This window comes from Pseudomonas frederiksbergensis (assembly GCF_003732665.1).
Classification (GTDB): domain Bacteria; phylum Pseudomonadota; class Gammaproteobacteria; order Pseudomonadales; family Pseudomonadaceae; genus Aquipseudomonas; species Aquipseudomonas frederiksbergensis_G.
This window is the reverse complement of sequence record NZ_MOBP01000005.1, coordinates 418,889-441,055: the sequence shown is the minus strand read 5'-3', so window position 1 is coordinate 441,055 and position 22,167 is coordinate 418,889. Positions and strand designations below refer to the sequence as shown.

General features: G+C 59.8%; 23 protein-coding genes and 1 pseudogene. 9 read left to right on the top strand and 15 right to left on the bottom strand.

All coding sequences use genetic code 11. The features are described 5' to 3' along the window. A pseudogene (locus BK665_RS34610) lies at positions 1 to 199 on the top strand (hypothetical protein); the annotation flags it as partial. 114 nt (positions 200 to 313) lie between these two features. Here BK665_RS34610 and msrQ read toward each other — a convergent pair. The 6 genes from msrQ to BK665_RS09845 all read right to left on the bottom strand — a co-directional run bounded on the left by msrQ (position 314) and on the right by BK665_RS09845 (position 6,296). After that, positions 314 to 934, bottom strand: coding sequence for a protein-methionine-sulfoxide reductase heme-binding subunit MsrQ (gene msrQ / locus BK665_RS09870; protein ID WP_123404992.1), 621 nt, complete (start codon positions 932 to 934; stop codon positions 314 to 316). Further along, positions 934 to 1,947, bottom strand: a complete 1,014-nt coding sequence (gene msrP, locus BK665_RS09865; RefSeq protein ID WP_123404990.1) for a protein-methionine-sulfoxide reductase catalytic subunit MsrP — start codon at positions 1,945 to 1,947, stop codon at positions 934 to 936. Before msrP ends, msrQ begins: the two co-directional genes overlap by 1 nt. Positions 1,948 to 2,010: 63 nt before the next feature. Further along, positions 2,011 to 2,868, bottom strand: a complete 858-nt coding sequence (pssA, locus tag BK665_RS09860; protein ID WP_054055323.1) for a CDP-diacylglycerol--serine O-phosphatidyltransferase — start codon at positions 2,866 to 2,868, stop codon at positions 2,011 to 2,013. A 144-nt stretch (positions 2,869 to 3,012) separates the two neighbouring features. After that, positions 3,013 to 4,029 carry a ketol-acid reductoisomerase gene (gene ilvC / locus BK665_RS09855; RefSeq protein ID WP_123404988.1) on the bottom strand — a complete coding sequence of 339 codons (1,017 nt, stop codon included), beginning with the start codon at positions 4,027 to 4,029 and terminating at the stop codon, positions 3,013 to 3,015. Between the two features lie 48 nt (positions 4,030 to 4,077). Beyond that, a complete protein-coding gene (ilvN, locus tag BK665_RS09850) occupies positions 4,078 to 4,569 on the bottom strand; it encodes an acetolactate synthase small subunit (RefSeq protein ID WP_003176102.1) in 492 nt (163 codons plus the stop codon). A 2-nt stretch (positions 4,570 to 4,571) separates the two neighbouring features. Next, complete coding sequence (locus BK665_RS09845; RefSeq protein WP_123405014.1) at positions 4,572 to 6,296, bottom strand: acetolactate synthase 3 large subunit; 1,725 nt, start codon at positions 6,294 to 6,296, stop codon at positions 4,572 to 4,574. Positions 6,297 to 6,697: 401 nt separating this feature from the next. Here BK665_RS09845 and BK665_RS09840 point away from each other — a divergent pair, with 401 nt between their 5' ends. After that, on the top strand, positions 6,698 to 7,120 hold the full coding sequence (locus tag BK665_RS09840; protein WP_123404986.1) for a DUF4124 domain-containing protein: 423 nt from the start codon (positions 6,698 to 6,700) through the stop codon (positions 7,118 to 7,120). Positions 7,121 to 7,230: 110 nt separating this feature from the next. Here BK665_RS09840 and BK665_RS09835 read toward each other — a convergent pair whose 3' ends face one another. Genes BK665_RS09835 through mrcB form a run of 3 tightly spaced genes read right to left on the bottom strand, consistent with a single transcriptional unit; the run spans position 7,231 to position 10,644 of the window. Continuing rightward, positions 7,231 to 7,566, bottom strand: coding sequence for a YqcC family protein (locus tag BK665_RS09835; RefSeq protein ID WP_123404984.1), 336 nt, complete (start codon positions 7,564 to 7,566; stop codon positions 7,231 to 7,233). Beyond that, on the bottom strand, positions 7,566 to 8,303 hold the full coding sequence (locus BK665_RS09830; protein ID WP_123404982.1) for a tetratricopeptide repeat protein: 738 nt from the start codon (positions 8,301 to 8,303) through the stop codon (positions 7,566 to 7,568). Before BK665_RS09830 ends, BK665_RS09835 begins: the two co-directional genes overlap by 1 nt. A gap of 16 nt (positions 8,304 to 8,319) precedes the next feature. After that, positions 8,320 to 10,644 carry a penicillin-binding protein 1B gene (mrcB, locus tag BK665_RS09825; protein ID WP_123404980.1) on the bottom strand — a complete coding sequence of 775 codons (2,325 nt, stop codon included), beginning with the start codon at positions 10,642 to 10,644 and terminating at the stop codon, positions 8,320 to 8,322. A 118-nt stretch (positions 10,645 to 10,762) separates the two neighbouring features. Here mrcB and BK665_RS09820 point away from each other — a divergent pair, with 118 nt between their 5' ends. The 4 genes from BK665_RS09820 (at position 10,763) to BK665_RS09805 (ending at position 14,117) form a co-directional block, all read left to right on the top strand. After that, positions 10,763 to 12,319 carry a bifunctional aminoglycoside phosphotransferase/ATP-binding protein gene (locus BK665_RS09820; RefSeq protein ID WP_123404979.1) on the top strand — a complete coding sequence of 519 codons (1,557 nt, stop codon included), beginning with the start codon at positions 10,763 to 10,765 and terminating at the stop codon, positions 12,317 to 12,319. A gap of 91 nt (positions 12,320 to 12,410) precedes the next feature. Next, a complete protein-coding gene (locus BK665_RS09815) occupies positions 12,411 to 12,755 on the top strand; it encodes a pentapeptide repeat-containing protein (protein ID WP_123404977.1) in 345 nt (114 codons plus the stop codon). A 272-nt stretch (positions 12,756 to 13,027) separates the two neighbouring features. Then, on the top strand, positions 13,028 to 13,300 hold the full coding sequence (locus BK665_RS09810; protein ID WP_007971093.1) for a TfoX/Sxy family protein: 273 nt from the start codon (positions 13,028 to 13,030) through the stop codon (positions 13,298 to 13,300). 16 nt (positions 13,301 to 13,316) lie between these two features. Further along, on the top strand, positions 13,317 to 14,117 hold the full coding sequence (locus BK665_RS09805; protein WP_123404975.1) for a Crp/Fnr family transcriptional regulator: 801 nt from the start codon (positions 13,317 to 13,319) through the stop codon (positions 14,115 to 14,117). Positions 14,118 to 14,336: 219 nt separating this feature from the next. Here the strand turns inward: BK665_RS09805 and BK665_RS09800 are convergent, their stop codons facing one another. From BK665_RS09800 to BK665_RS09785, 4 genes are read right to left on the bottom strand one after another with little or no spacing between them, the layout of a single operon-like run. Continuing rightward, positions 14,337 to 15,188: a ChaN family lipoprotein gene (locus BK665_RS09800; protein WP_123404973.1), complete on the bottom strand. Its 852-nt coding sequence runs from the start codon at positions 15,186 to 15,188 to the stop codon at positions 14,337 to 14,339. A gap of 21 nt (positions 15,189 to 15,209) precedes the next feature. Continuing rightward, positions 15,210 to 15,977 (bottom strand): heme ABC transporter ATP-binding protein, encoded by a 768-nt coding sequence (locus tag BK665_RS09795; protein WP_123404971.1) that lies wholly within the window; start codon positions 15,975 to 15,977, stop codon positions 15,210 to 15,212. Further along, on the bottom strand, positions 15,977 to 16,960 hold the full coding sequence (locus BK665_RS09790; protein ID WP_185076492.1) for a FecCD family ABC transporter permease: 984 nt from the start codon (positions 16,958 to 16,960) through the stop codon (positions 15,977 to 15,979). Before BK665_RS09790 ends, BK665_RS09795 begins: the two co-directional genes overlap by 1 nt. Positions 16,961 to 17,010: 50 nt before the next feature. Beyond that, positions 17,011 to 17,883 carry a heme/hemin ABC transporter substrate-binding protein gene (locus tag BK665_RS09785; protein ID WP_123404968.1) on the bottom strand — a complete coding sequence of 291 codons (873 nt, stop codon included), beginning with the start codon at positions 17,881 to 17,883 and terminating at the stop codon, positions 17,011 to 17,013. 162 nt (positions 17,884 to 18,045) lie between these two features. Between BK665_RS09785 and BK665_RS09780 the strand changes: the two genes are divergently transcribed. Next, entirely contained in the window at positions 18,046 to 18,363 is a 318-nt protein-coding gene (locus BK665_RS09780) for a Rieske (2Fe-2S) protein (RefSeq protein WP_123404966.1), read from the top strand. On the opposite strand, the gene sfsA is transcribed toward BK665_RS09780, so the two are convergent. Together sfsA and BK665_RS09770 are read right to left on the bottom strand one after the other, a co-directional pair. Beyond that, a complete protein-coding gene (sfsA, locus tag BK665_RS09775) occupies positions 18,360 to 19,073 on the bottom strand; it encodes a DNA/RNA nuclease SfsA (RefSeq protein ID WP_123404964.1) in 714 nt (237 codons plus the stop codon). The genes BK665_RS09780 and sfsA overlap by 4 nt on opposite strands. Next, positions 19,073 to 20,245: a pyridoxal phosphate-dependent aminotransferase gene (locus BK665_RS09770; RefSeq protein WP_123404962.1), complete on the bottom strand. Its 1,173-nt coding sequence runs from the start codon at positions 20,243 to 20,245 to the stop codon at positions 19,073 to 19,075. Before BK665_RS09770 ends, sfsA begins: the two co-directional genes overlap by 1 nt. Positions 20,246 to 20,579: 334 nt before the next feature. Between BK665_RS09770 and dksA the strand changes: the two genes are divergently transcribed. Then, entirely contained in the window at positions 20,580 to 21,020 is a 441-nt protein-coding gene (gene dksA / locus BK665_RS09765; protein ID WP_007902025.1) for an RNA polymerase-binding protein DksA, read from the top strand. Positions 21,021 to 21,232: 212 nt separating this feature from the next. Further along, positions 21,233 to 22,126, top strand: coding sequence for a tRNA glutamyl-Q(34) synthetase GluQRS (gene gluQRS, locus BK665_RS09755; protein WP_123404960.1), 894 nt, complete (start codon positions 21,233 to 21,235; stop codon positions 22,124 to 22,126). Positions 22,127 to 22,167: the final 41 nt, after the last annotated feature.

The window sequence follows — 22,167 nt, the reverse complement described above, 5'->3', positions numbered from 1 at the left end:
CTTTCGTCTCAACCGAGGCGCGCATTCTACAGCAGCACCGGTTACTGTCAAGCGGTTATTTTCAGAAGTTTTCAAAGTTTCCTTTGCAACTTCAACCACTTGCGCTTTCGATCTCTCGTTAGCGGGAGGCGAATTCTACAGCGTTACTCGCTGCTGTCAACACCTCTTTTTCAACCCCTTTCGCGCTTCGATGACCTGAAGCAACTCACTGCCGAAACCTGCGTAACTCTTTGTTTACCAAGGAGTTTTCCGTTTAGACTGCGCCGGAAGTGGGGCGAATTATAGACTTCCAGAATCTGCCGTCAACCCTTAATTACGCCTTTCTTGCAGAAGGTGTCTTTTTAGCCGTTAAACGCGGGATTCGACGCGCTACAGGTGGTATCCGCAGCACTATCAGCAACGCCCCTATAGAAGCATAAACCGCCCACTCCTTCAGATCGGCGCGAACGATCCACAACATATGCAGCAAACCCAGCCCGAGAATCACATAGACCAGTCGATGCAATTTCTTCCAGCGCGCCCCCAAACGGCGCTGACTGTAGCGATTGGACGTCACGGCCAGTGCCAGCAAACACAGAAACCCCAGTGTCCCGACAATAATGTAAGGGCGCTTGCGCAGCTCAACGCCTAGCTGCGACCAGTCGAAGCCAAGAATGAACGCCGTATACCCACTCAAATGCAGGACGACATAGGCAAAGCACCACAACCCCAACTGCCGCCGGACAGCAATCCAACCCGCCCACCCGGTCAGCTTCTGCAAGGGCGTCATGCTTAACGTAACGAGCAGCAGGACAAGCGTGCCCAGCCCCAAGCGATCAACCAGGACTTTGCCCGGATCAGGTCCGAGCACATCCGCCCAGGCTTGATACAGCCAAAGAAGCGGCCAGACCGCGATAGCTACAAAGACAAAAACCCGCCAAACCGCAAAACGCATCAGTAGTTCTTCCGCAAATCGAGCCCTGTATATAGAGAAGCGACTTCATCCGAGTAGCCGTTGAACATTTGCGTGTCGCGCACATTCGGCTTGAACAGACCACTGGGCAAGCGCCGCTCCCGCGCCTGGGTCCAACGCGGATGATCGACCGTCGGGTTCACGTTCGCGTAGAAACCATACTCATCCGAAGCAATGCTCTGCCAAGTCGTCTTCGGCTGCTCGCTGACCAGACTGATGCGCACAATGGATTTAACACTCTTGAAGCCATACTTCCACGGCACCACCAAACGCAGAGGTGCGCCGTTCTGATTCGGCAGTTCACGGCCATACATCCCTACCGCAAGAATCGCCAACGGATTCATCGCTTCGTCCAGGCGCAGCCCTTCTACATAAGGCCAGTCGATCAACGCAAAACCGGATCGTTGCCCGGGCATGCTCTTCGGATCTTCCAGGGTTTCGAAGCGGATGTATTTGGCATTCGACGTTGGCTCGACTTCCTTGAGCAATGCCGAGATGGGAAAACCGATCCAGGGAATCACCATCGACCACGCCTCCACACAGCGAAGACGATAGATCCGCTCCTCCAGTTGGTAAGGTTTCATGAAGTCTTCCAGCGCATACCTGCCCGGCTTGCCCACCTCCCCATCCACCACCACGCTCCATGGCTCAGTCTTCAGTGCGCCAGCATTGGCCGCCGGATCACCTTTATGAGTACCGAACTCATAGAAGTTGTTGTAGTGGGTCGCATCCTTGAACGGGGTGATCGCCTCATCCTTGACGTTCACTGCCCCCCATTTAGTAGAAGGCAGTTTTTCGGCAAACCAGGACGGCGCCTTGCCAGGTTCGACATCGGCATAGCGCGCAGCCTCATCGGCGTTGGCCCAGCGAGGAAGCGTGCTCACGGCCAAGCCGGCCACGGCAGCACCGAGCACATTACGACGAGACAGATAGAAGGATTCAGGCGTAACGTCCGACTCATAGCAGTCGGACGCTTTGGGGACTTTAATCAGCATGGCTACTCCGCAGCATTGGAGGACAGATGCACCAACAGACTGCGGAGTATGAGGGAAATTACATCACTCGGCGTTTTTGTGCCGACGAAGACGCAACAGGTATTGAACCGGACCAGAGGCCGCATACCCGAGGAACACCAGCAGCAGAATGCGCGGCGGGTCACTGAACACAACGGCAAACACCAGCACCACTGCCAGGATCGCCACGAAAGGCACGCGTCCTTTCAAGTCCAGCTCCTTGAAGCTGTTGTACTTGATGTTGCTGACCATCAGCATGCCGGCAGCCGCAACCATCAAGGCCACCAGGAACGACATCTTGGAACCCTGGATGCCGTAATCGCTGAACGCCCAGACAATCCCCGCCACCACGCCGGCGGCAGCCGGACTGGCCAGACCGATAAAGTAGCGCTTGTCCGCAGTACCGACCTGAGTGTTAAACCGGGCCAGACGCAACGCCGCGCCCGCGACATAGATGAAGGCAACCATCCAGCCAACCTTGCCCATGTCACCCAAGGCCCAGCCGAACGCCAGCAACGCCGGCGCAACACCGAAGGCGACCATGTCCGACAGCGAGTCATACTCGGCACCGAAGGCACTCTGGGTATTGGTCATGCGCGCAACCCGGCCATCCAGGCCGTCGAGCACCATGGCGACGAAGATCGCGATGGCGGCGAAGGCGAAATACTTGCTCGCATTCACCGAGTCACCGGCGCTCAACGCAGCCTGGGCACTCATGGAGTTGATGATGGAATAGAACCCTGCGAACAGGTTCGCAGTGGTGAAAAGATTCGGCAGAAGATAGATACCACGATGCCGGACTTTACGACCTTCAGCGTCATGCCCTTCCTCGATGTGCTCATCGATGGGCAACAGACTTTCGGCGTCAGGAGCCTGGTTTGGCTCTTCGGGACGTTCGCTCATGGACATTACCTTGCAACAGGGTGGAAAGTTTCGACAGGTGTCTGGGACGACGGTTCGGCCGCAAACGATGCAGCTTTATACCAGAACCGGCGATCCAAACGAAAAAACGCGGCCTAGGCCGCGTTTTCCGTACAAGCGTGCGACTTAGTTTTTGGCTTTGTCGACGATCTTGTTGGCACCGATCCACGGCATCATGGAGCGCAGTTGCTCGCCGATGATTTCGATACCGTGAGCGGCGTTGTTACGACGCTTGGCGGTCATCGAAGGATAGCCGGTCGCGCCTTCGCTGATGAACATCTTGGCGTATTCGCCGTCCTGAATACGTTTCAGGGCGTTACGCATGGCCTGACGGGATTCGGCGTTGATCACTTCCGGACCGGTCACGTACTCGCCGTATTCAGCGTTGTTGGAGATCGAGTAGTTCATGTTGGCGATACCGCCTTCGTACATGAGGTCAACGATCAGTTTCAATTCGTGCAGGCATTCGAAGTAGGCCATTTCTGGCGCGTAGCCAGCTTCAACCAGGGTTTCGAAACCGGCTTTAACCAGTTCAACAGTACCGCCGCACAGAACGGCCTGTTCGCCGAACAGGTCGGTTTCGGTCTCGTCCTTGAAGGTGGTTTCGATGATGCCGGTACGACCGCCACCAACGCCAGCAGCGTAGGACAGTGCAACGTTTTTGGCGTTGCCCGAAGCATCCTGGTAGATAGCGATCAGGTCAGGGATACCGCCGCCTTTGACGAACTCGGAACGCACGGTGTGGCCCGGTGCTTTCGGCGCGATCATGATCACGTCGAGGTCGGAACGCGGAACAACCTGGTTGTAGTGAATCGCGAAGCCGTGGGAGAAGGCCAAGGTGGCGCCTTTCTTGATGTTCGGCTCGATTTCGTTCTTGTACAAAGCGGACTGGAACTCGTCCGGGGTCAGGATCATGACCAGGTCGGCAGCAGCAACAGCGGAAGCAACGTCAGTCACTTTCAGGCCGTGGGCTTCTGCCTTGGCAACAGTGGCCGAGCCTTTACGCAGGCCGACAGTCACGTCAACGCCGGAATCTTTCAGGTTGCACGCTTGAGCGTGGCCCTGGGAACCGTAACCGATGATGGCAACTTTCTTGCCCTGGATGATCGACAGGTCGCAGTCTTTTTCGTAATAAACTTTCATGAAATTCCCCTATATATCCAGGCCGTTCAGGCCATTCGCTAATTTGGTTTAGATGCTGAGTACTTTGTCGCCGCGAGCAATACCGGTTACGCCGCTACGGACGGTTTCCAGGATCGATGCGGTGCCAATGGACTGAATGAAGCTGTCGAGCTTGTCGCTTGTACCGGTCAGTTGAACGGTATACACGCTGGCGCTGACATCGACGATCTGCCCACGGTAAATATCGGTAGTGCGCTTGATCTCGGCGCGCTGGGCGCCAGTGGCCTTGACCTTGACCAGCATCAGCTCGCGCTCGATGTGAGCACTCTCCGACAGGTCGACCAATTTGACCACTTCGATCAGCTTGTTCAGGTTCTTGGTGATCTGCTCGATGACTTCATCGTGGCCAACCGTGGTCAACGTCAGGCGCGACAGCGTCGGGTCTTCGGTCGGGGCCACAGTCAGGCTTTCGATGTTGTAGTTGCGCTGCGAAAACAGGCCAACTACACGAGACAGAGCGCCGGGTTCGTTTTCCAGAAGCAAGGAAATAATGTGCCGCATGATTAAGTACGCTCCGTCTTGCTCAGCCACATATCGCGCATGGAGCCGTCTTTGATCTGCATCGGATAGACGTGCTCGCTGGTGTCGACCGAAACATCGATGATCACCAGACGATCCTTCATGGCGAACGCCTCTTCCATCTTCGTCTTCAAATCTTTCGATTCGGTGATGCGCACGCCGACGTGACCATAGGCCTCCGCCAACTTGACGAAATCAGGCAACGACTCCATGTAGGAATGCGAGTGGCGGCTGCCGTAGCTCATGTCTTGCCACTGGCGGACCATACCCAGAACACCGTTGTTCAGGATGACGATTTTCACCGGCAAGCCATATTGCAGACAGGTGGACAGTTCCTGGATGTTCATCTGGATGCTGCCCTCGCCCGTCACGCAGACGACGTCGGCATCCGGGAAGCTCAACTTGATGCCCATGGCCGCCGGAAAACCGAAGCCCATGGTGCCCAGGCCGCCGGAGTTGATCCAGCGGTTAGGCTTGTTGAACTTGTAGTACTGCGCGGCGAACATCTGGTGCTGACCCACGTCCGATGCAACATAGGCATCGCCTTTGGTCACTTCGCACAGGGTCTCGATCACGGTCTGCGGCTTGATGACGCTGCCGTCGCCCTTGTCGTAAGGGAACAGGCCGCGATCACCGCGCCACTCATCCACTTGCTTCCACCAACTGGCCACGGACTCCTTGTTCGGGGTCTCGCCGATTTCCTTGAGGATCGCGACCATTTCGGTCAGGACGCTCTCGACCGGACCGACGATAGGTACGTCGGCCTTGATGGTCTTGGAAATCGAAGCCGGGTCGATGTCGATGTGAATGATCTTGGCATTCGGGCAGAACTTCGCCGGGCCGTTGATCACGCGGTCATCGAAACGCGCACCGACTGCAAGGATCACGTCGGCATGGTGCATCGCCAGGTTCGCGGTGTAGCTGCCGTGCATGCCGAGCATGCCGATGAACTGACGGTCGGTGCCAGGGTAGGCACCCAAGCCCATCAGGGTATTGGTCACTGGCAGGTTGAGCATCTTCGCCAATTCGGTCAGCGGCGCGGAGCCACCACCGAGGATCACACCGCCGCCGGCGTACATCACCGGACGCTTGGCCGCCAGGAGCATTTCTGCTGCCTTGCGGATTTGCCCGGAGTGGCCGCGAACGGCCGGGCTGTAGGAACGCAGCTTGGCTTTTTTCGGGAAGATGTATTCGAACTTCTCGGCCGGGTTGGTCATGTCTTTCGGGATATCGACCACGACCGGGCCCGGACGACCGGATTGCGCCAGGTAGAAGGCTTTCTTCATGACTTCCGGGATTTCCGAGGCGTGCTTGATCATGAAGCTGTGCTTCACGATCGGCCGGGAGATACCGATCATGTCGGTTTCCTGGAACGCGTCGGTGCCTACCATGGTGCTAGGCACCTGGCCGGAAATGACCACCATCGGAATGGAGTCCATATAGGCGGTGGCGATACCGGTGATGGCGTTTGTTGCGCCAGGACCGGAAGTCACCAGTACCACGCCGGCTTTACCGGTGGCACGGGCATAGCCGTCAGCCATATGGGTAGCCGCTTGTTCGTGACGAACCAGGATGTGGGTCACTTCCGGTTCTTTGAACAGGGCATCGTAGACATGAAGAAGAGCACCACCCGGGTACCCGTAGATATATTTGACGCCTTCGTCACGCAAAAAGCGGACGAGCATCTCACCGCCAGATAAAAGCTCCACGTTGTTCACCTCTAAAACGCCAGAATACCGCCCACTCACAAGAGGACGGGTCTTAATAGGTTTACTTCTCGGCAGAGCATGAGCGACGGTGGTCGCCGACTACGTCAGCACTGACTGAGCAAGTATTGGGATCGTCCCAAGTGTTGCGGGCCTTTCCCACCCAGCGCGAGGTAACGCGTTGCGGGTGTAACAGGTCGGCGCGGGTATGCGCCTCATGATCTGCCGAGTGGGTCTGCTTCTGGCAGTCCCTCTACAGCGGACTTTGGATTCTTCTGTTTCGTCCTCTGCAAGTCAAGCCGTGTATGTGCTTTATTGTGAGTAAGCACATGAGAACGCAAGAAAAAACCCGTAAACCGCGAGTGTGTTAGCTTCAATTGCGCAACTTATGACAAGGAAATGGCATGCGTACCCTCTTCTTCACCGCCGGTCTGCTGATCGCCCTGAGCCCTTTGTGCATGGCCGCGCAGATTTACAAGTGGGTCGACGCCCAAGGCGTGACACACTTCGATGCCCTGCCGCCCCAAGGCCAGCAAGCGACCACCGTGGTGACGCCCGCCCCGTCCGCCGGCAAACCGCCCGCGCCGGAACGCAGCAATGTGCTGGGTGATCAGCAGGCCATCGATAAGAACGTGAAAAAGCAGGTCGCCGCGCAGCAGGCCCAACTCAAGGCGTTCTGTGAGCAGGCGCGGACCAACCTTGCTCAGCTACAGAACAATCCGCGACTACGGGAAGAAATTGACGGTGAGATGCGCCGCCTGACCGACCAGACACGTCAGGAGCGCATGACCGAAGCACAGAAACAAATCGCCGATAACTGCCAATAACCCCCCCTGTAGGAGCGAAGCTTGCTCGCGAAGGCGGCATCACACTCAACAAATGTGCTGAATGTTATGCCGCCTTCGCGAGCAAGCTTCGCTCCTACAAGGGGTCGGTGTTAGCGGGAGGCGGTGATCAGCAGGTCGAACTCTTTGAGCAAGACTTGCAGTTGCCGATCCTTGCCCTGGACATTACGAGCGGCGAAGACCATCTCGGCCATCTCCTGAATGCCCGACGCATTGGGCAAAGGCAGATCCTGTTCGAGGATCGCCTTCATGCGCGGCAGGAATATCCATTGCAGCCATTGCTCGAAGTCCAGGGTGTCGACCGAAAACGGTTCGACGCTGGACAGCGCTTCAGCACTGGGCGAGACCTCGTCCCACCAGCCCTGAATCCGCAGCTCACGCTCAATCAGCAGCAACTGCTCGGCAATCCTTGGGAAACGTGCATCCATCACAGCGCAACCTTGGCCTTTTGACGGGCCTGGGCAGCGCCAGCGGAATCGCCCTGTTTCTCACGGGCCTGGGCGATCAATTCCCACAGGCTGGCCTGAAGATCCGGACGACCACTGGCGAACGTCAGACCACGACGGGCGAACTGCTCGGCTTGTGGTGCATCGCCCTGGGCCATGCGCACCTGCGCCAGGCGATAAAGCACTTGCGGCTCACGGGGCGCCACGCGCTGGGCACGCTCCAGGCTGGAGGACGCGCCGTTAAGGTCGCCACCGGCCTGTTGCTGTTGCGCGGTCGTCAGCAAAGCGAGGACCGGACCGTCCAGTTGCTCATCCGCCGACAAACCACCACCCGTACTGGCCGAAGGAATCCCGCTCGGCGTCGACGGCATGCTGTAGCTGCCTTGATTGATCGGCGCGGATTGAACCGGCGACGTGTCAATCGGGCCTGGCGTAATCGGCCCCGGGGTGATCGGCGAAGTGCTGATCGGCGCCGAACTCACGGCGCCACCGCCAGGGACCATCACCACCACGCCGGTATCACCTTGCGGGATCGCCTGAACCTGGCCTTGTACAGGACGCTTCACGGTCGTCTGACGGAAACCGCCATTCGCCTGAATCCGCTCGCTGTTGGATACCGCGCTGCCGGAATCCACAACCGGAATCGAACCCCGTTGTACGGTGGAGCAACCGCTGAGCAAAGCCACGGCGGTAACCGCTGGAATCAACCACTTGTTCACGTGAAACCCTCTTTGCTTAATTCATCCAGCCCTTGACCCAATCCATCACCGTTTCGCCGGAAGCGGGAGTTTCCCCACCACAAGCGGCGCCGGGAGGCGGTTCGCTGCCGCGAATATACGGCATCTGCACCGCACCTGGGCAGTTGGCATCAGAGCCTTGCCCGGTGCGCGAATCAACCCAGGCCTGAACGATGTTGTCCGGCTGCGGCATGTCCAGCGGCAGCGGGTCGGCCTTGCGCATGAAACTGGTCCAGACCTGCAACGCACCGGTCGCACCGGTGAACGGCGTCTTGCCGTTATCGTCGCGCCCCAGCCAGACCACCGCCAGCAGATCCTGGCTGAAACCGGCGAACCAACTGTCACGGGAATCGTTACTGGTCCCGGTCTTGCCCGCCAGGGTCAGGGTTTTCGGCAATACGTTATAAACCGAGCTACCCGTACCTTCGCGCATCACCCGCTGCATGGCGCTCTGAATCAGGAAAATCGACGCCGGATCGAACCGTTGCTGAATCTGGAACGGATAACGCTTGAGCGGCTCGCCCTCGGCGGTCAGTACGCTGCGAATCCCGCGCATCGGTGTGTTGAACCCACCGTTGGCCAGGGTCTGGTACATGGTCGCCACTTCCATCGGCGTCATGCCACCGGCGCCCAACAGCATCGACGGGAACGCCGGGAATTCGCGGGTCACGCCCAGGCGGGCCAAGGTCTTGAGGACATTCGGCACGCCCAGCTCCAAGCCCAGACGCGCCGTCGACAAGTTGTAGGAATGCGCCAATCCCTGGTACAGAAACACGGTGCCGTGGGAACGGCGATCATAGTTCTGCGGCTTCCAAACCTGACCGTCCGCGCCCTTCACCGAGAAGGATTCGTCCGACAGCCAACTGGTCAAACTGTACTGGCTCGGCTTTTCAAGTGCGGTCAGGTATACCGCCGGCTTGATCAACGAACCGATCGGCCGTACCGCATCCAGCGCCCGGTTGAAACCGGCAAAACTCGCCTGGCGACTGCCGATCATGGCCTGGACTTCACCGGTTTCCGGGTTGGTCACGACCATGGCCGCTTCGACGTCATCCGAACCTTTGCGCCCGGCCAGGCGTTTGAAGGTGTCGTTGACCGAGGCTTCGGCCTTCATCTGCAGGATCGGGTCGAAACTGGTGAAAATCCGCAGGCCTTCTTCGGTCAAGTCTTCGTCGCGATAGTCTTCGCGCAACTGACGCTTAACCAGATCGATAAAGCCCGGGAAGGAGCTGTCGGCCAGTTTGCCGCGAGTGGTCACGCCCAGTGGCATGGCTTTCGCCGCAGCGACTTGCTCGGCGCTGGCGACGCCCTGTTGCTCAAGCACATCGAGCACCAGGTTGCGTCGCTCCAGCGCTCGCTCAGGATTGCGACGCGGGTTGTAATAGGACGGTCCCTTGACCATGCCCACCAGCAACGCGACTTGATGCAGTTTCAGCTCGGACAATGGCTGGCCGAAGAAGAACTGGCTGGCCAGGCCAAAACCGTGCACAGCGCGCTGGCCATCCTGACCGACGAACACTTCATTGAGGTAAGCCTCAAGAATTTCCCGTTTGTCGTAATGCAACTCCAGCAGCATCGCCATCATGGCTTCGGTGAGTTTGCGGGTCAGGCTGCGTTCGCTGGTCAGGTAGAAGTTCTTGACCAATTGTTGCGTCAGCGTACTGCCGCCCTGGGTCATCTTGCCGCCGGAGGTGTTGACGTAGACGGCCCGGGCAATCGACTTCGGCGACACACCCCAGTGGTGATAGAAATCCCGGTCTTCCACGGCGACCAGGGTTTCCAGCAGGTACGGCGGGACCTGATCGATTTTGATCAGGATCCGATCTTCAAGGTTTTTCGGGTAAATGCCGCCGATCATCAGCGGCTCAAGGCGCACCACCGACAGCTTCGAACCGTTGGTCGCCGAGAGTTCGGCCACGTAGTCGCCGGAGAACCGCACGCGCACGGGCTGCGGTTTCTCCAGGCCTTCATAGAACTGGAAGCCACGGGTGTTCAGGTCGACGGTGTTGCCGTTGACCGCCGCCGCGCCGGGTCCGTTGCTCACGGCTTCGCGTCGGTAGCCCAAGGCGTCGAGTTCGGTGAGGAAATCGTCCTTGCTCAGCTTCTGCCCGGTGAACAGTTCAAGCGGGCGGGCGTACACCTTGGCCGGAATGGTCCAGCGCTTGCCGGAGAATTTTTCCTGGACGATGGCATCCAGGTAAACCGCGAACCCGGCGAGCACGACGAGGCCGACCAGGCTGAGTTTAATGGCCCAGCTCAACCACGGGCTAAGGCCCTTGGAAGGTGGTTTTTTTTTGCTGCGAGGGGATCGAGTACGAGTCATGGCGGCGGATTATACGCACTTTATTCATACTCAACAGGAGCCTGCCGAGGTTTGCGTCCGGCGGACTTGCGGCCATAATGGCGGCCGTGAATTTTCCCCAGACTCTGAAGGATCGCCTGTGAGCCAGTCCCTGATTGCCGCCCTGCAAAACCCGGCCCTCTACCCGCATCCCGTTGAGGGGTTCCAGGTTATCGAGACCCATATCTCCTGGGTCATCCTCACGGGTCCCTTTGCTTATAAAGTGAAGAAACCGGTGAATTTCGGTTTCCTCGACTTCACCAACCTCGATGCTCGCGAACATTTCTGCGGCGAAGAGCTGCGTCTGAACCAACGCCTGACCAACGATTTGTATCTGGAAGTGTTGCCGATCACTGGCAGCGCTGAAGCACCACAACTGGGCGGTGATGGCCCGGTCGTCGATTTCGCCCTGAAAATGCGCCAGTTCCCGCAAAGCCAATTGCTCAGCACCCTGCAAGCCAACGGCGAACTGACCACCGCGCACATCGACGAGATGGCCGCGCAAATCGCGCAATTCCACCTCACCGCACCGAAAGTCCCCGCTGAACACGAAGCCGGCACCCCGGACGCCGTGATGGCACCGGTGCGCCAGAACTTTGAACAGATCCGCCCGTTCCTCAGCGATAAAGCCGACCTGCTGCAACTCGACGCCCTGCAAGCCTGGGCCGAAAGCAGCTTCGAACGTCTGAAGTCGCTGTTTAACCAACGCAAGACCGAAGGTTTCATTCGCGAATGCCACGGTGACATCCACTTGGGCAACGCCACCGTGATCGACGGTAAGGTCGTGATCTTCGACTGCATCGAATTCAACGAGCCGTTCCGCTTCACCGACGTCTACGCCGACACCGGTTTCCTCGCGATGGACCTGGAAGACCGTGGCCTGAAAAGCCTGGCCCGCCGTTTCATCAGCCAGTACCTGGAGCTGACCGGCGATTACCAGGGCCTTGAGCTGCTGAACTTCTATAAAGCCTACCGCGCCCTGGTTCGCGCCAAGATCAGCCTGTTCAGCATGCCGGCCGAGGCCGATCCGGTGCAGCGCGCCACCACCCTGCGCCAGTACCGCAACTACACCAACCTGGCGGAAAGCTACAGCACCATTCCTTCGCGTTTCCTGGCGATTACCCACGGCGTTTCCGCAGTCGGCAAGAGCCGCGTGGCCATGCGTCTGGTCGAAGCCCTGGGCGCCGTTCGCCTGCGTTCCGATGTCGAACGCAAGCGTCTGTTCGGCGAGCAAACGGTTCAGAACGATCCCCATGCCGGCATCTATAGCGCTGACGCCAGCGCCACGACCTACACCCGCCTGCATGACATCGCCGCCATCATCCTGCGCGCCGGTTTCCCGGTGGTGATCGATGCCACTTACCTCAAGCGCGATCAGCGTGACGGCGCGGCAAAAATTGCCGAAGCCACCGGTGCACCGTTCCTGATCCTGGACTGCAACGCGCCGCAAGCCGTGATCGAGACCTGGCTGGCCCTGCGTCAGGCAGACAAAAAGGATCCGTCCGACGCCAACCTAGCCGTTATCGCCGACCAGCAAGCCAGCCGCGAAGCACTGACCCCGGCCGAGATCCTGTGCAGCAAACGGGTTCAGACCAACGAAAGCGGGACCCTGGACACGGTCGTGGCGCAGATTCGCCAACGCATGCCAGGTCTGTAAAAAACTATTTCAGCCGTGGAGCCTTCACCGGCTTCACGGCTGTCAAATAGTGGCACTATACTGGCGTCATAAAACCAACAGGTGATGTGACATGAGCCAGCCGAAACTTCTCGACACCCCGCTTTATGCCTTGCTGCACAAAGACGACATCACAGGTTTCAACAAAGAACGCCCTCTAGACGGCCCGATCAATATGGTCGGCGGCGATTTCCGTGGTCTCGACCTGCGTGAACTGAACGCCGATGGCGTCGACTTTACCGATGCCTACTTCCGTTCCGCCGATTTGCGCGGCATCGACTTTCGTAATGCGTCCCTGGAAGGCGCGAGCCTAGCCCATGCGCAAATCTCCGGCGCTTACTTCCCGCCCGAGCTGAGTGCCGACGAGATTCTGATGTCGATGAACTTCGGGACACGCCTGCGTTATCGCACCCGCTAAAAACCTGACACGACGCAATTTCTGTGGGAGCGGGCTTGCTCGCGAATGCGGTTTAACCTTCAACATTCATTTCGCCTGCCACGCCGCTTTCGCGAGCAAGCCCGCTCCCACAAGGGATTGTGTCGCCCTCCTCTACTGCATTCGCAGCCCTTCGAACGCGCCGCTTAGAAGCTTTTGCGTCGAATCCGACCAAACAATCACGCTTTTCCTACTGATGGCTACACTCCTCAAAGGCTCGCCCACGCACCGTTCGGCCGTCGCAAGGAGGCTTGATGAATGATGAACTGCAACACCTGAAGAATCTTGGCAAGACGTCGGCACAGTGGCTGCATGCCGTGGGCATCCACAGTGCCTCGGACTTGCGTCGCCTGGGGGCGGTGGACGCTTATCGGGCCGTGCGCACGCGCGGGTTCCGGGCGTCCAAGGTGTTGCTGTACGCAATCGAAGGCGCCCTGATGGACGTGCACTGGAACGACATCCCCGCCGAACGCAAGGAAGCGCTGAACAAACAACTGGAAGCGATCTCTTCACGCCACAAGAATTGAACAGGCGCACTTCGCCATGTACTTGCTCGGGGAACAACCGGCCTACGCCGACACACTGATCAATCGCCTGCAAAGTCTTCCGGCCCGATTGCTGGAGGGGTTATCGCCCTGCGGTCCGGCGCTTGAGTTTGCTGCCGCTGACGACCTCGCGCCGTTGCTGCCGGGCGATCAACTGTTTGTGCTCGACAATGGCTTGCTGCAGGGCTCTGTCGCTCAGCGCAGCTTGTTCTATTTGCATGAAGGCGATCTGGTCGGCCTGCGCCAGGATGTCGAGCAGCCCAACTGCCGCTTGCACAGCGACAGTCCGTTTTCGTTGACTCCCTACCGGCGCACCGAAGTGTTCCAGCATATTTATGCCGAACCGCAGCGTGCGGAGTTGTTCCTGCAATACCTGCTCGGCCAGACCGCCCTGCTCTGCGATGCGGTCACGCGCCTGAAGCCGCCCGAGTTTCGCACCACCCATGGCTTTCAACGCGTGGCCAGTGGCGAAGTGCTGATCCGCCAGGGCGATGAGGCGGACCACGTATTTGTCATCATCGAAGGCCACGCCGAGGCCTTTGTCGACGGGCATAAAGTCGGCGATGTGCCCAAGGACGAGATTTTCGGCGCCATGGCGGTGTTCACCGGCGAGAAGCGCAACGCCAGCGTGATCACCCGCGAACCGAGTACGGTGATGCTGATTCCCAAGGATCACTTTCTGAGCCTGACCCAAAGCAATCCGAAAATCGCCCACAGCCTGATCGAGAGCATGGCGCGGCGTATCGACCTGCTGAATAAGCAGGTCACTCAACTGAGTTCGGTTAAATTTCCAGGCTGAAGCCCAATGGTTATGGGGCTTTCAGGCGAATTTAAAATTAATGGGAAAACAGCGGTTGACTTGGTAATGAGAATCGCTATGATTATCACAACTGGTCGCGAGACTGGTCGATATTCTGAAAAGCCCTTGGTTCGGACTCTCAGATTATCTCCTCATCAGGCTAATCACGGTTATTTGACCCGGCTCTTGCCGGGTCTTTTTTTGCCTGTGAAAAAGTGCTTACTGGCGCATCTGCTTGCGCATCTCTGCGCAATAATCCGGCGCCGGCGTGGCAGGCGTGTACCAGACATAATCGGCCATGGCCGGTGTGACCGCGCTACCCTGCTGCGCCAGCATCAACACCGTGGGCGCTTCAGGCGCGCCCAGGTCCAGCACATGCAGCGGCACGCCCACATCCTTGCGCGCATGGTAGGCACCGGCAAAGAACAGTGATGGCGTCGGTGCCGCGATCAATCGCTCGGCCATGCGCCGATCACGTTGTTGCTGCACCGCCAGCATCGCCGGCATTTGCGACTGGGGCAGCAGGCCGCAATGGGAGCCGCTGATTTGCTCCAGCAGTTCTTTCTTGACCGACGGCGCATTGCTGCGTGAACCGCCCACGGGCTTGGGCTGGGTGTAGAAACCACGAACTTCGCTGTTGTCCAGATTGGCCGCCAGTAACGGATAGGGTTGGCCCAGGGCAAACCGCACAATCGGCCCGTACATTCCCCAGTCCCAGCCCGATTGCCAGGCCAATGCGCCGGGCAGATCAACCGGGGGTGTCGAGGCCTGGCGCACGTCATTGACACGCAGTTGTTGATCCGGCGTGAGCATTTCCAGCAGCAGGCTACCTTGCGCCCGCTGCTGACCCAGCGCTCGCAACAACCACAATTGCAGTTGATGGTGATCGCGGTTGTCGTGCTGTTCGCCGACGATCAGCCGTGACGACTTGGCCAATCTTGTAAGCAGTTCTTGCGCCGTCAGCGACTGGCCATTGTGCAAGTCGCGAATCTCGCCGCTGATCGGTGGCGGCGCGGACACATGCTGACAAGCACTCAGTAACAGCACCGCCAGCAGCAAAATCCCTCGCATGTTCTCACCTCGATGAATGACTCAGCGGGCGATGATCAGCGGATGCCCACGCTCCGGGTGCGGTTGCACCAGTACTTCCAGGCCGAACACTGCTTTGAGCGGTTCCGGACGCAACACTTGCTGCGGCGTATCCAATGCCACCGGGCGCCCGCCTTCGAGCAGCAAGATGCGGTCACAATAACGCGCCGCCAGGTTCAGATCATGCAGGATCACCAGCACCGCCGCACCGCGATCGGCAAATTCGCGCACCGCTTGCAGGGTGGTGTGCTGATGCAGCGGATCGAGCATCGAGGTCGGCTCATCCAGCAGCAACGTCTGCCCCGCCTCCCCCGGCCATAGCTGCGCCAGCACCCGGGCCAGATGCACGCGCTGACGTTCGCCACCAGACAGGGCCAGATAACTGCGAGCGCTCAGATGCCCGGCATCGGCGGCGGCCAATGCGGCGGCGACGATTTCGTCATCGCGCACCCGGCCACTCTGCCAGGGCAAGCGCCCCATGCCGACCACTTCTTCGACGCGGAAGGCAAAGTCCAGGGTCGACACTTGCGGTAACACTGCCAGTCGTTGGGCGCGCTGGATACCGGTGCAGTCCCGTAACTCCTGCTGGTCGAGCCAAACATGTCCCTCATCCGGATGCAGCTCCCCGCACAAGGCACCGAGCAACGTACTTTTGCCGGCGCCGTTCGGGCCCAGCACGCCGAGGACTTCCCCCGGGTTGAGTTCGAGCGTGATGCCCGCCAGCACGGTTTTGCTACCGCGACGGATCGACAGGTTTTCCGTGCGCAGCATCAGGCAGGCCTCCTGAGCAGCAGAAATAGAAAGAACGGTGCGCCGATGAAGGCGGTGACGATACCGATCGGCAACTCGGCCGGCGCCAGGGCCAGGCGCGCCACCAGATCGGCAAACAACAACAGACTCGCCCCCGCCAGCACCGAGGCCGGCAACAGCACTTTGTGATCCGGCCCGGCCAACAGCCGCACCAGATGCGGCACCACCAGCCCGACAAAACCAATCATCCCTGCCGCCGCCACCGCCGCGCCAACCCCCAGCGCAGTGCAGAACACCAATTCGCGCTTGAGCCCTTCGACATCGATGCCCAAGTGACCGGCCTCCGACTCACCCAACAGCAATGCATTCAGCGCCTTGGCCCGGCGTGGCAACCACAGCGCCACACCGGCCGTCACCAGCAGCAACGGCCAGAGCCGCGAGTAACTGGCGCCGTTGAGACTGCCCAGGTTCCAGAAGGTCAGCGTGCGCAGGGTCGCGTCGTCCGCCAGGTAAGTGAACAAACCCACCGCCGAACCGGCCAGTGCCGTCAGCGCGATCCCCGCCAACAGCATGGTCGCGACATTGGTCTGCCCATTACGTCGGCCCAGTCGATAGACCAACGCGGTCACGCCGAGCCCACCGAGAAACGCACACAACGACAAAAGATAAGGCCCGAAGGCTTCCGGCAAACCGCCAAACGCGGAGCCGCCGACAATCGCAATCGCCGCGCCCAGCGCCGCACCACTGGAAACCCCGACCAGCCCCGGATCAGCCAAAGGATTGCGAAACAACCCCTGCATCGCCACCCCGGACAACGCCAACACACCACCCACCGCCAGCCCCAGCAATGTTCTTGGCAGGCGAATCTGCCCGAGAATCAGTTCAGCCTGCTCCAACCCGTCCGGAGCAATCGGCACGCCGATCAGCCGCAACGCCGCCCGCAACGTATCGAGCAGCGGCAAGCTCACCGGCCCAAGGGCCAGGGACAACCAGATCGCCAGCAAACACAGCAGGCTCAAGCCAATAAACAGTGCGCGAGGTTTAACCAGGGTGGTCATTGGCCGCTCGCGCCGGGATAAAAACCGTCAGACAGTTTTTTCAGCGCCTCGGGCAAGCGTGGCCCCAACCCGCCCACCAGCAACGTCGGGTCGAGCTCCATCACTCGCCCATTCTTGGCTGCGCGGGTCGAGGACAGGATCGGGTTTTCCTTGAACAACGCCGCCCGGGCCGCGTCACCGGTCAATGCGCGATCGGCAAACACCAGCACTTCGGGGTTCAGGCTGGCCAGGGATTCATTGGAAAAAGGTTTGTAGCCGGTATGGGTCGCCAGATTGTGGCCCCCAGCCTGTTGCAACAGCCAATCGGCGGCAGTGTCCTTGCCGGCGATCATCGGTTTGCCGCCCATATGACCGAGCAACAGCAACACACCCGGCGCTTTCTGCTTGAGCTGCGCCTGGGTGACCCGGGACTTTTGCTGATCCAGTTGTTGTTGATACGCCTGCCACGCTTGCGAAGCCTGATCCTCGGCACCGAGTAGCTTGCCCAGATGCTCAAGGTTGCTGTGCAACGCCGGCAAATCCGCCTGCGCCGAGAACAACTCAACCTGAACCCCGGCGTTGCGAATCTGCGAGAGTATCGGCGGGGGCCCCATTTCCTCGGTGCCGACCAGTATCTGCGGGCGTAAGCTCAAGATGCCTTCCGCCGACAACTGCCGCTGATAACCGATGCTCGGCAGCGTCTTGAGGGATTCGGGATGTTGGCTGGTGGTATCGACGCCCACCAGTTTCGACTCGCCACCCAAGACGCTGACCCATTCCGTCAGGGCGCCGCCGGCACTGACCCAACGTTGCGGCAGTTCGGCCGCAGCCGCCTGATGGCTGACGAGGAGTCCGACACACACGGCAACAACGCGGGGGCTCAGGCGCATAAACAGCTTCCTTGAAAGGTTTTCCCGGGCATCGGGCGGACAGGCCAAGTATCCTCGGCACACCGCACGCGCCCCAGGGCGGGCGTCCATTTGATAATTGTTTGCATTTGCACGTCAAGCCCGGACATCTCTCGTCACGGGCCGAGACGCTTGAGGATAGTCATGAAGTTTCTTTGCCCAGGCTCGGAGTTGGCCGACGCCAGCAGCCGCGGTTTCGACATCGACGGTCAAAAGCTCTTCGCCGTACGCCGGGCGGGTCAGGTTTACGTCTATATCAACCGCTGCCCGCACCGGGGCGTCGGCCTGGAATGGAAGCCCGACCAGTTCCTGGACCCGAGCAACAGCCTGATCCAGTGCGCCACCCATGGCGCACTGTTTCTGATCGAAGACGGCGAATGCGTCGCCGGCCCGTGTGCCGGGCAATCCCTGACCGCAATCCCCAGCCGCGAAGACGCGCAAGGGATCTGGATCAGCCTTTAACCGTTGAGCAGCACGTCAAGACGTCGATCCACCACCATCCCTTCGTGGCTAAGTTGCACGCCATAAGCCAGCACCTCAACGCCACTCGCCACCGCCTCGCGCAACGCGGCGGCGTAGGCCGAATCGATTTCTTCGGCAGGACGCACGGCCTCGATGCCACTGAGATTGACGCAATACAACTGCACCGCACGAATCCCGTCCCGGGCCAGATGCGCCAATTCGCGCAAATGCTTGGCCCCACGCTGTGTCACCGCGTCGGGAAACGCCGCCACCGCTGTCCCGTCATAGCCCAGGGTGACGCTTTTGACTTCCACGTACGCCGGCCCGCTCGGGTAATCGAGGCGGAAATCGATACGGCTGCTTTCCTGACCGTAAGCCACTTCGCGTTTCAGCTCCGTAAAGCCGTTCAGTTCGGTGATCACGCCCGCTCGCAGCGCTTCTTCGATCAAGCCGTTGGCCCGCCCGGTGTTCACGCAGAACAAGCGCCCTTGAGGGGTTTCGCCGATTTCCCAGGTGCCGGGTAACTTGCGCTTGGGGTCGTTGGAGCGACTGAACCAGACCTGCCCGCCCTCGACCTGGCAATTGAGCATCGAGCCGGTGTTGGGGCAGTGAATGGTCAGCAACTCGCCGCTAACGGTTTCGATATCGGCGAGAAAACGCTTGTAGCGGCGGATCAAACGACCTTCTTCGAGGGGAGGATGAAAACGCATCAGCCTTGCCAGCTCTTCAAGCCGCGCGCGATGCGCTCCACCGCTTCCTGCAAACGCGGCAGGCTTTGGGTGTAGGCAAACCGCACGTGATGCCCGGCCTGATAACGCCCGAAGTCCAGGCCCGGAGTGATCGCCACGTGTTCGGTTTCGAGGAAGTGTCGGCAGAACGCGAAGGCATCACCGCCGAACTGGCTGATATCGGCGTACAAGTAGAACGCGCCCTCAGGTTCCACGGCGATGCCGAAACCGAGTTCACGCAGGGCTGGCAGCAGGAAATCGCGACGACGACCGAATTCGGCGCGGCGCTCTTCCAGGATGGCGATGGTGGCGGGTTCGAAGCAGGCCAATGCAGCGTGCTGGGCCATGCTCGGCGCGCTGATATAGAGGTTCTGCGCGAGTTTTTCCAGTTCGCCGACCGCCGCTTCGGGCGCTACCAACCAACCGAGGCGCCAACCGGTCATACCGAAATACTTTGAAAAACTATTCAGGACGAAGGCGCTGTCGTCGACTTCCAACACACTGGCCGCGTCGGTGCCGTAGGTCAGACCGTGGTAGATCTCGTCCACCACCAGATGCCCGTGGCGTTGCTTGATCGCCGTCGACAAACCGGCCAGTTCATCACGGGTGAGGATGGTCCCGGTCGGGTTGGCCGGCGAGGCCACCAGGGCGCCGACGCTGTCGTGATCCCAGTGGCGCGCCACTAGGTCCGGGGTCAGTTGATAACGCACATCCGGACCGACCGGCACCAACTGCGCCGCACCTTCCACCAACCGCAGGAAATGCCGGTTGCACGGGTAGCCCGGGTCCGCCAGCAGCCAGTGTTTACCCGGATCGACCAGCAAGGCGCTGGCCAGCAACAACGCACCAGAGCCCCCCGGCGTCACCAGGATGCGCTGCGGATCGATGTTCAGCCCGTAACGCTGCTGATAAAAGCCGGAAATGGCCTCGCGCAGTTCGGGAATGCCCCGGGCGGCGGTGTAGCGGGTTTTGCCGGCGGTCAGTGCAGCCTGGCCGGCCTGAATGATCGGCTCGGCGGTAGTGAAGTCCGGCTCGCCGATCTCCAAGTGGATCACGTCGTGGCCGGCGGCTTGCAGTTCATTGGCCCGCGCCAGCAGCGCCATGACATGGAACGGTTCGATCGCACGACTGCGCGCACTGTAGGGCTGAGCCATTAGCCTTCCTTCAACGGGGAAAAAGAATCGATTCTACCCATGCACTGGAACGAGCGAGAACCTAAAGCGGTCAGAGCCGTTATAACTCCCGGCCTAAACGACCCGAGCGCTCCCGCCAGGTTTGACTAAAATCAATATTTGATCAGGGCTCCAACACCACCAGTCAAGGTTTTGCAATCATTTGCAAGCACCATGGGCCACTACCGCGACATCCGGGAGTAGCGCGCCCCGTTTTGATCTGGTAAGTTCGCCCGCTTGCAGCCGCAGGGCCGGCAGGTGTCGGTGATGGAGCAATCCTGCGCAATGGATTACAAGAGTAGAGGCGGTCCATTTCATGCCCACCCAAGCAAAGCAGCAAAACCAGTCGATCAGCGGCTTCGAACCCTACAAAGAAGTTAAGGGCGAGGAGTACATGGGCAAACCCATGCGCGCTCACTTCACCAAGATCCTGAATAAGTGGAAACAGGACTTGATGCAGGAAGTCGACCGCACGGTTGATCACATGAAAGACGAAGCGGCCAACTTCCCTGACCCGGCAGATCGTGCCAGCCAGGAAGAAGAATTCAGCCTTGAATTGCGCGCCCGTGACCGTGAGCGCAAGTTGATCAAGAAGATCGACAAGACGCTGCAATTGATCGAAGACGAAGAATATGGCTGGTGCGAGTCCTGCGGCGTCGAGATCGGCGTCAAGCGACTGGAAGCCCGCCCTACCGCCGACATGTGCGTTGACTGCAAGACCCTGGCGGAAATCAAGGAAAAGCAAGTCGGCAAATAATCTCGACTTGAACCAAGAACGGAGCGTGCGAACGCTCCGTTTTTGTTTCTGCAATTCACCCCGGCATAAATCCTGTGGAAATTCTGTGGGAGCGGGCTTGCTCGCGAAAGCGGTGTGTCAGTCAACATAAGTGTTGAAACTGATGGCCCCTTCGCGAGCAAGCCCGCTCCCACAGGTGGCCGGCGCACGACTCGACGACGTAACATCATTCCATGACTGCCACCGCCTCCCCCTACATCGGCCGCTTCGCCCCCACGCCCAGCGGCCATTTGCACTTCGGTTCGCTGGTCGCCGCCCTGGCCTCGTACCTCGACGCCCGCTCCGTGGGCGGTCGCTGGTTGATGCGCATGGAAGACCTCGACCCGCCACGGGAAGAACCCGGCGCCCAGGCGGCGATCCTCAACGCGCTGGAAAGCTACGGTTTCGAATGGGACGGCGAGTTGGTCCGCCAAAGTGATCGCCATGATGCCTACGCTGAAGTGCTCAATCGCCTGTTCAACCATGGCCTGGCCTACGCTTGCACCTGTTCGCGCAAGCAACTGGAGCCGTATCACGGCATTTATCCGGGCCTGTGCCGCAATGCCGGGCATGGCACCGAAGACGCCGCCATCCGCCTGCGCGTGCCGGAGCTGGAATATCACTTCATCGACCGGGTGCAAGGCGAGTTCCGCCAGCACCTGGGCCGGGAGGTCGGGGATTTTGTGATTCGCCGGCGCGATGGACTCTACGCCTATCAACTGGCCGTGGTCCTCGATGATGCCTGGCAGGGCATCACCGATATTGTGCGCGGCGCCGACCTGCTCGACTCCACGCCACGCCAGCTCTACCTGCAAGAACTGCTCGGGCTGCGCCAACCGCGTTACCTGCATGTACCGCTGATCATTCAGCCGGACGGCAACAAACTCGGCAAATCCTACCGTTCGCCGCCATTGGCCAACGATCAGGCGACGCCACTGTTACTGCGGGCTCTGCGGGCGCTGGGGCAAAATCCGGGCAGCGAACTGGCCTACGCCACGCCCCGGGAAGTGCTGGATTGGGGCATCGCCCACTGGGATGCCGCTCGGATCCCGCGCACACTGACCCTGCCCGAAGCGCAACTGCAGTGATGGCACTTGCAGTCGCGCCGCCATCCGTTACCATCGCCGCA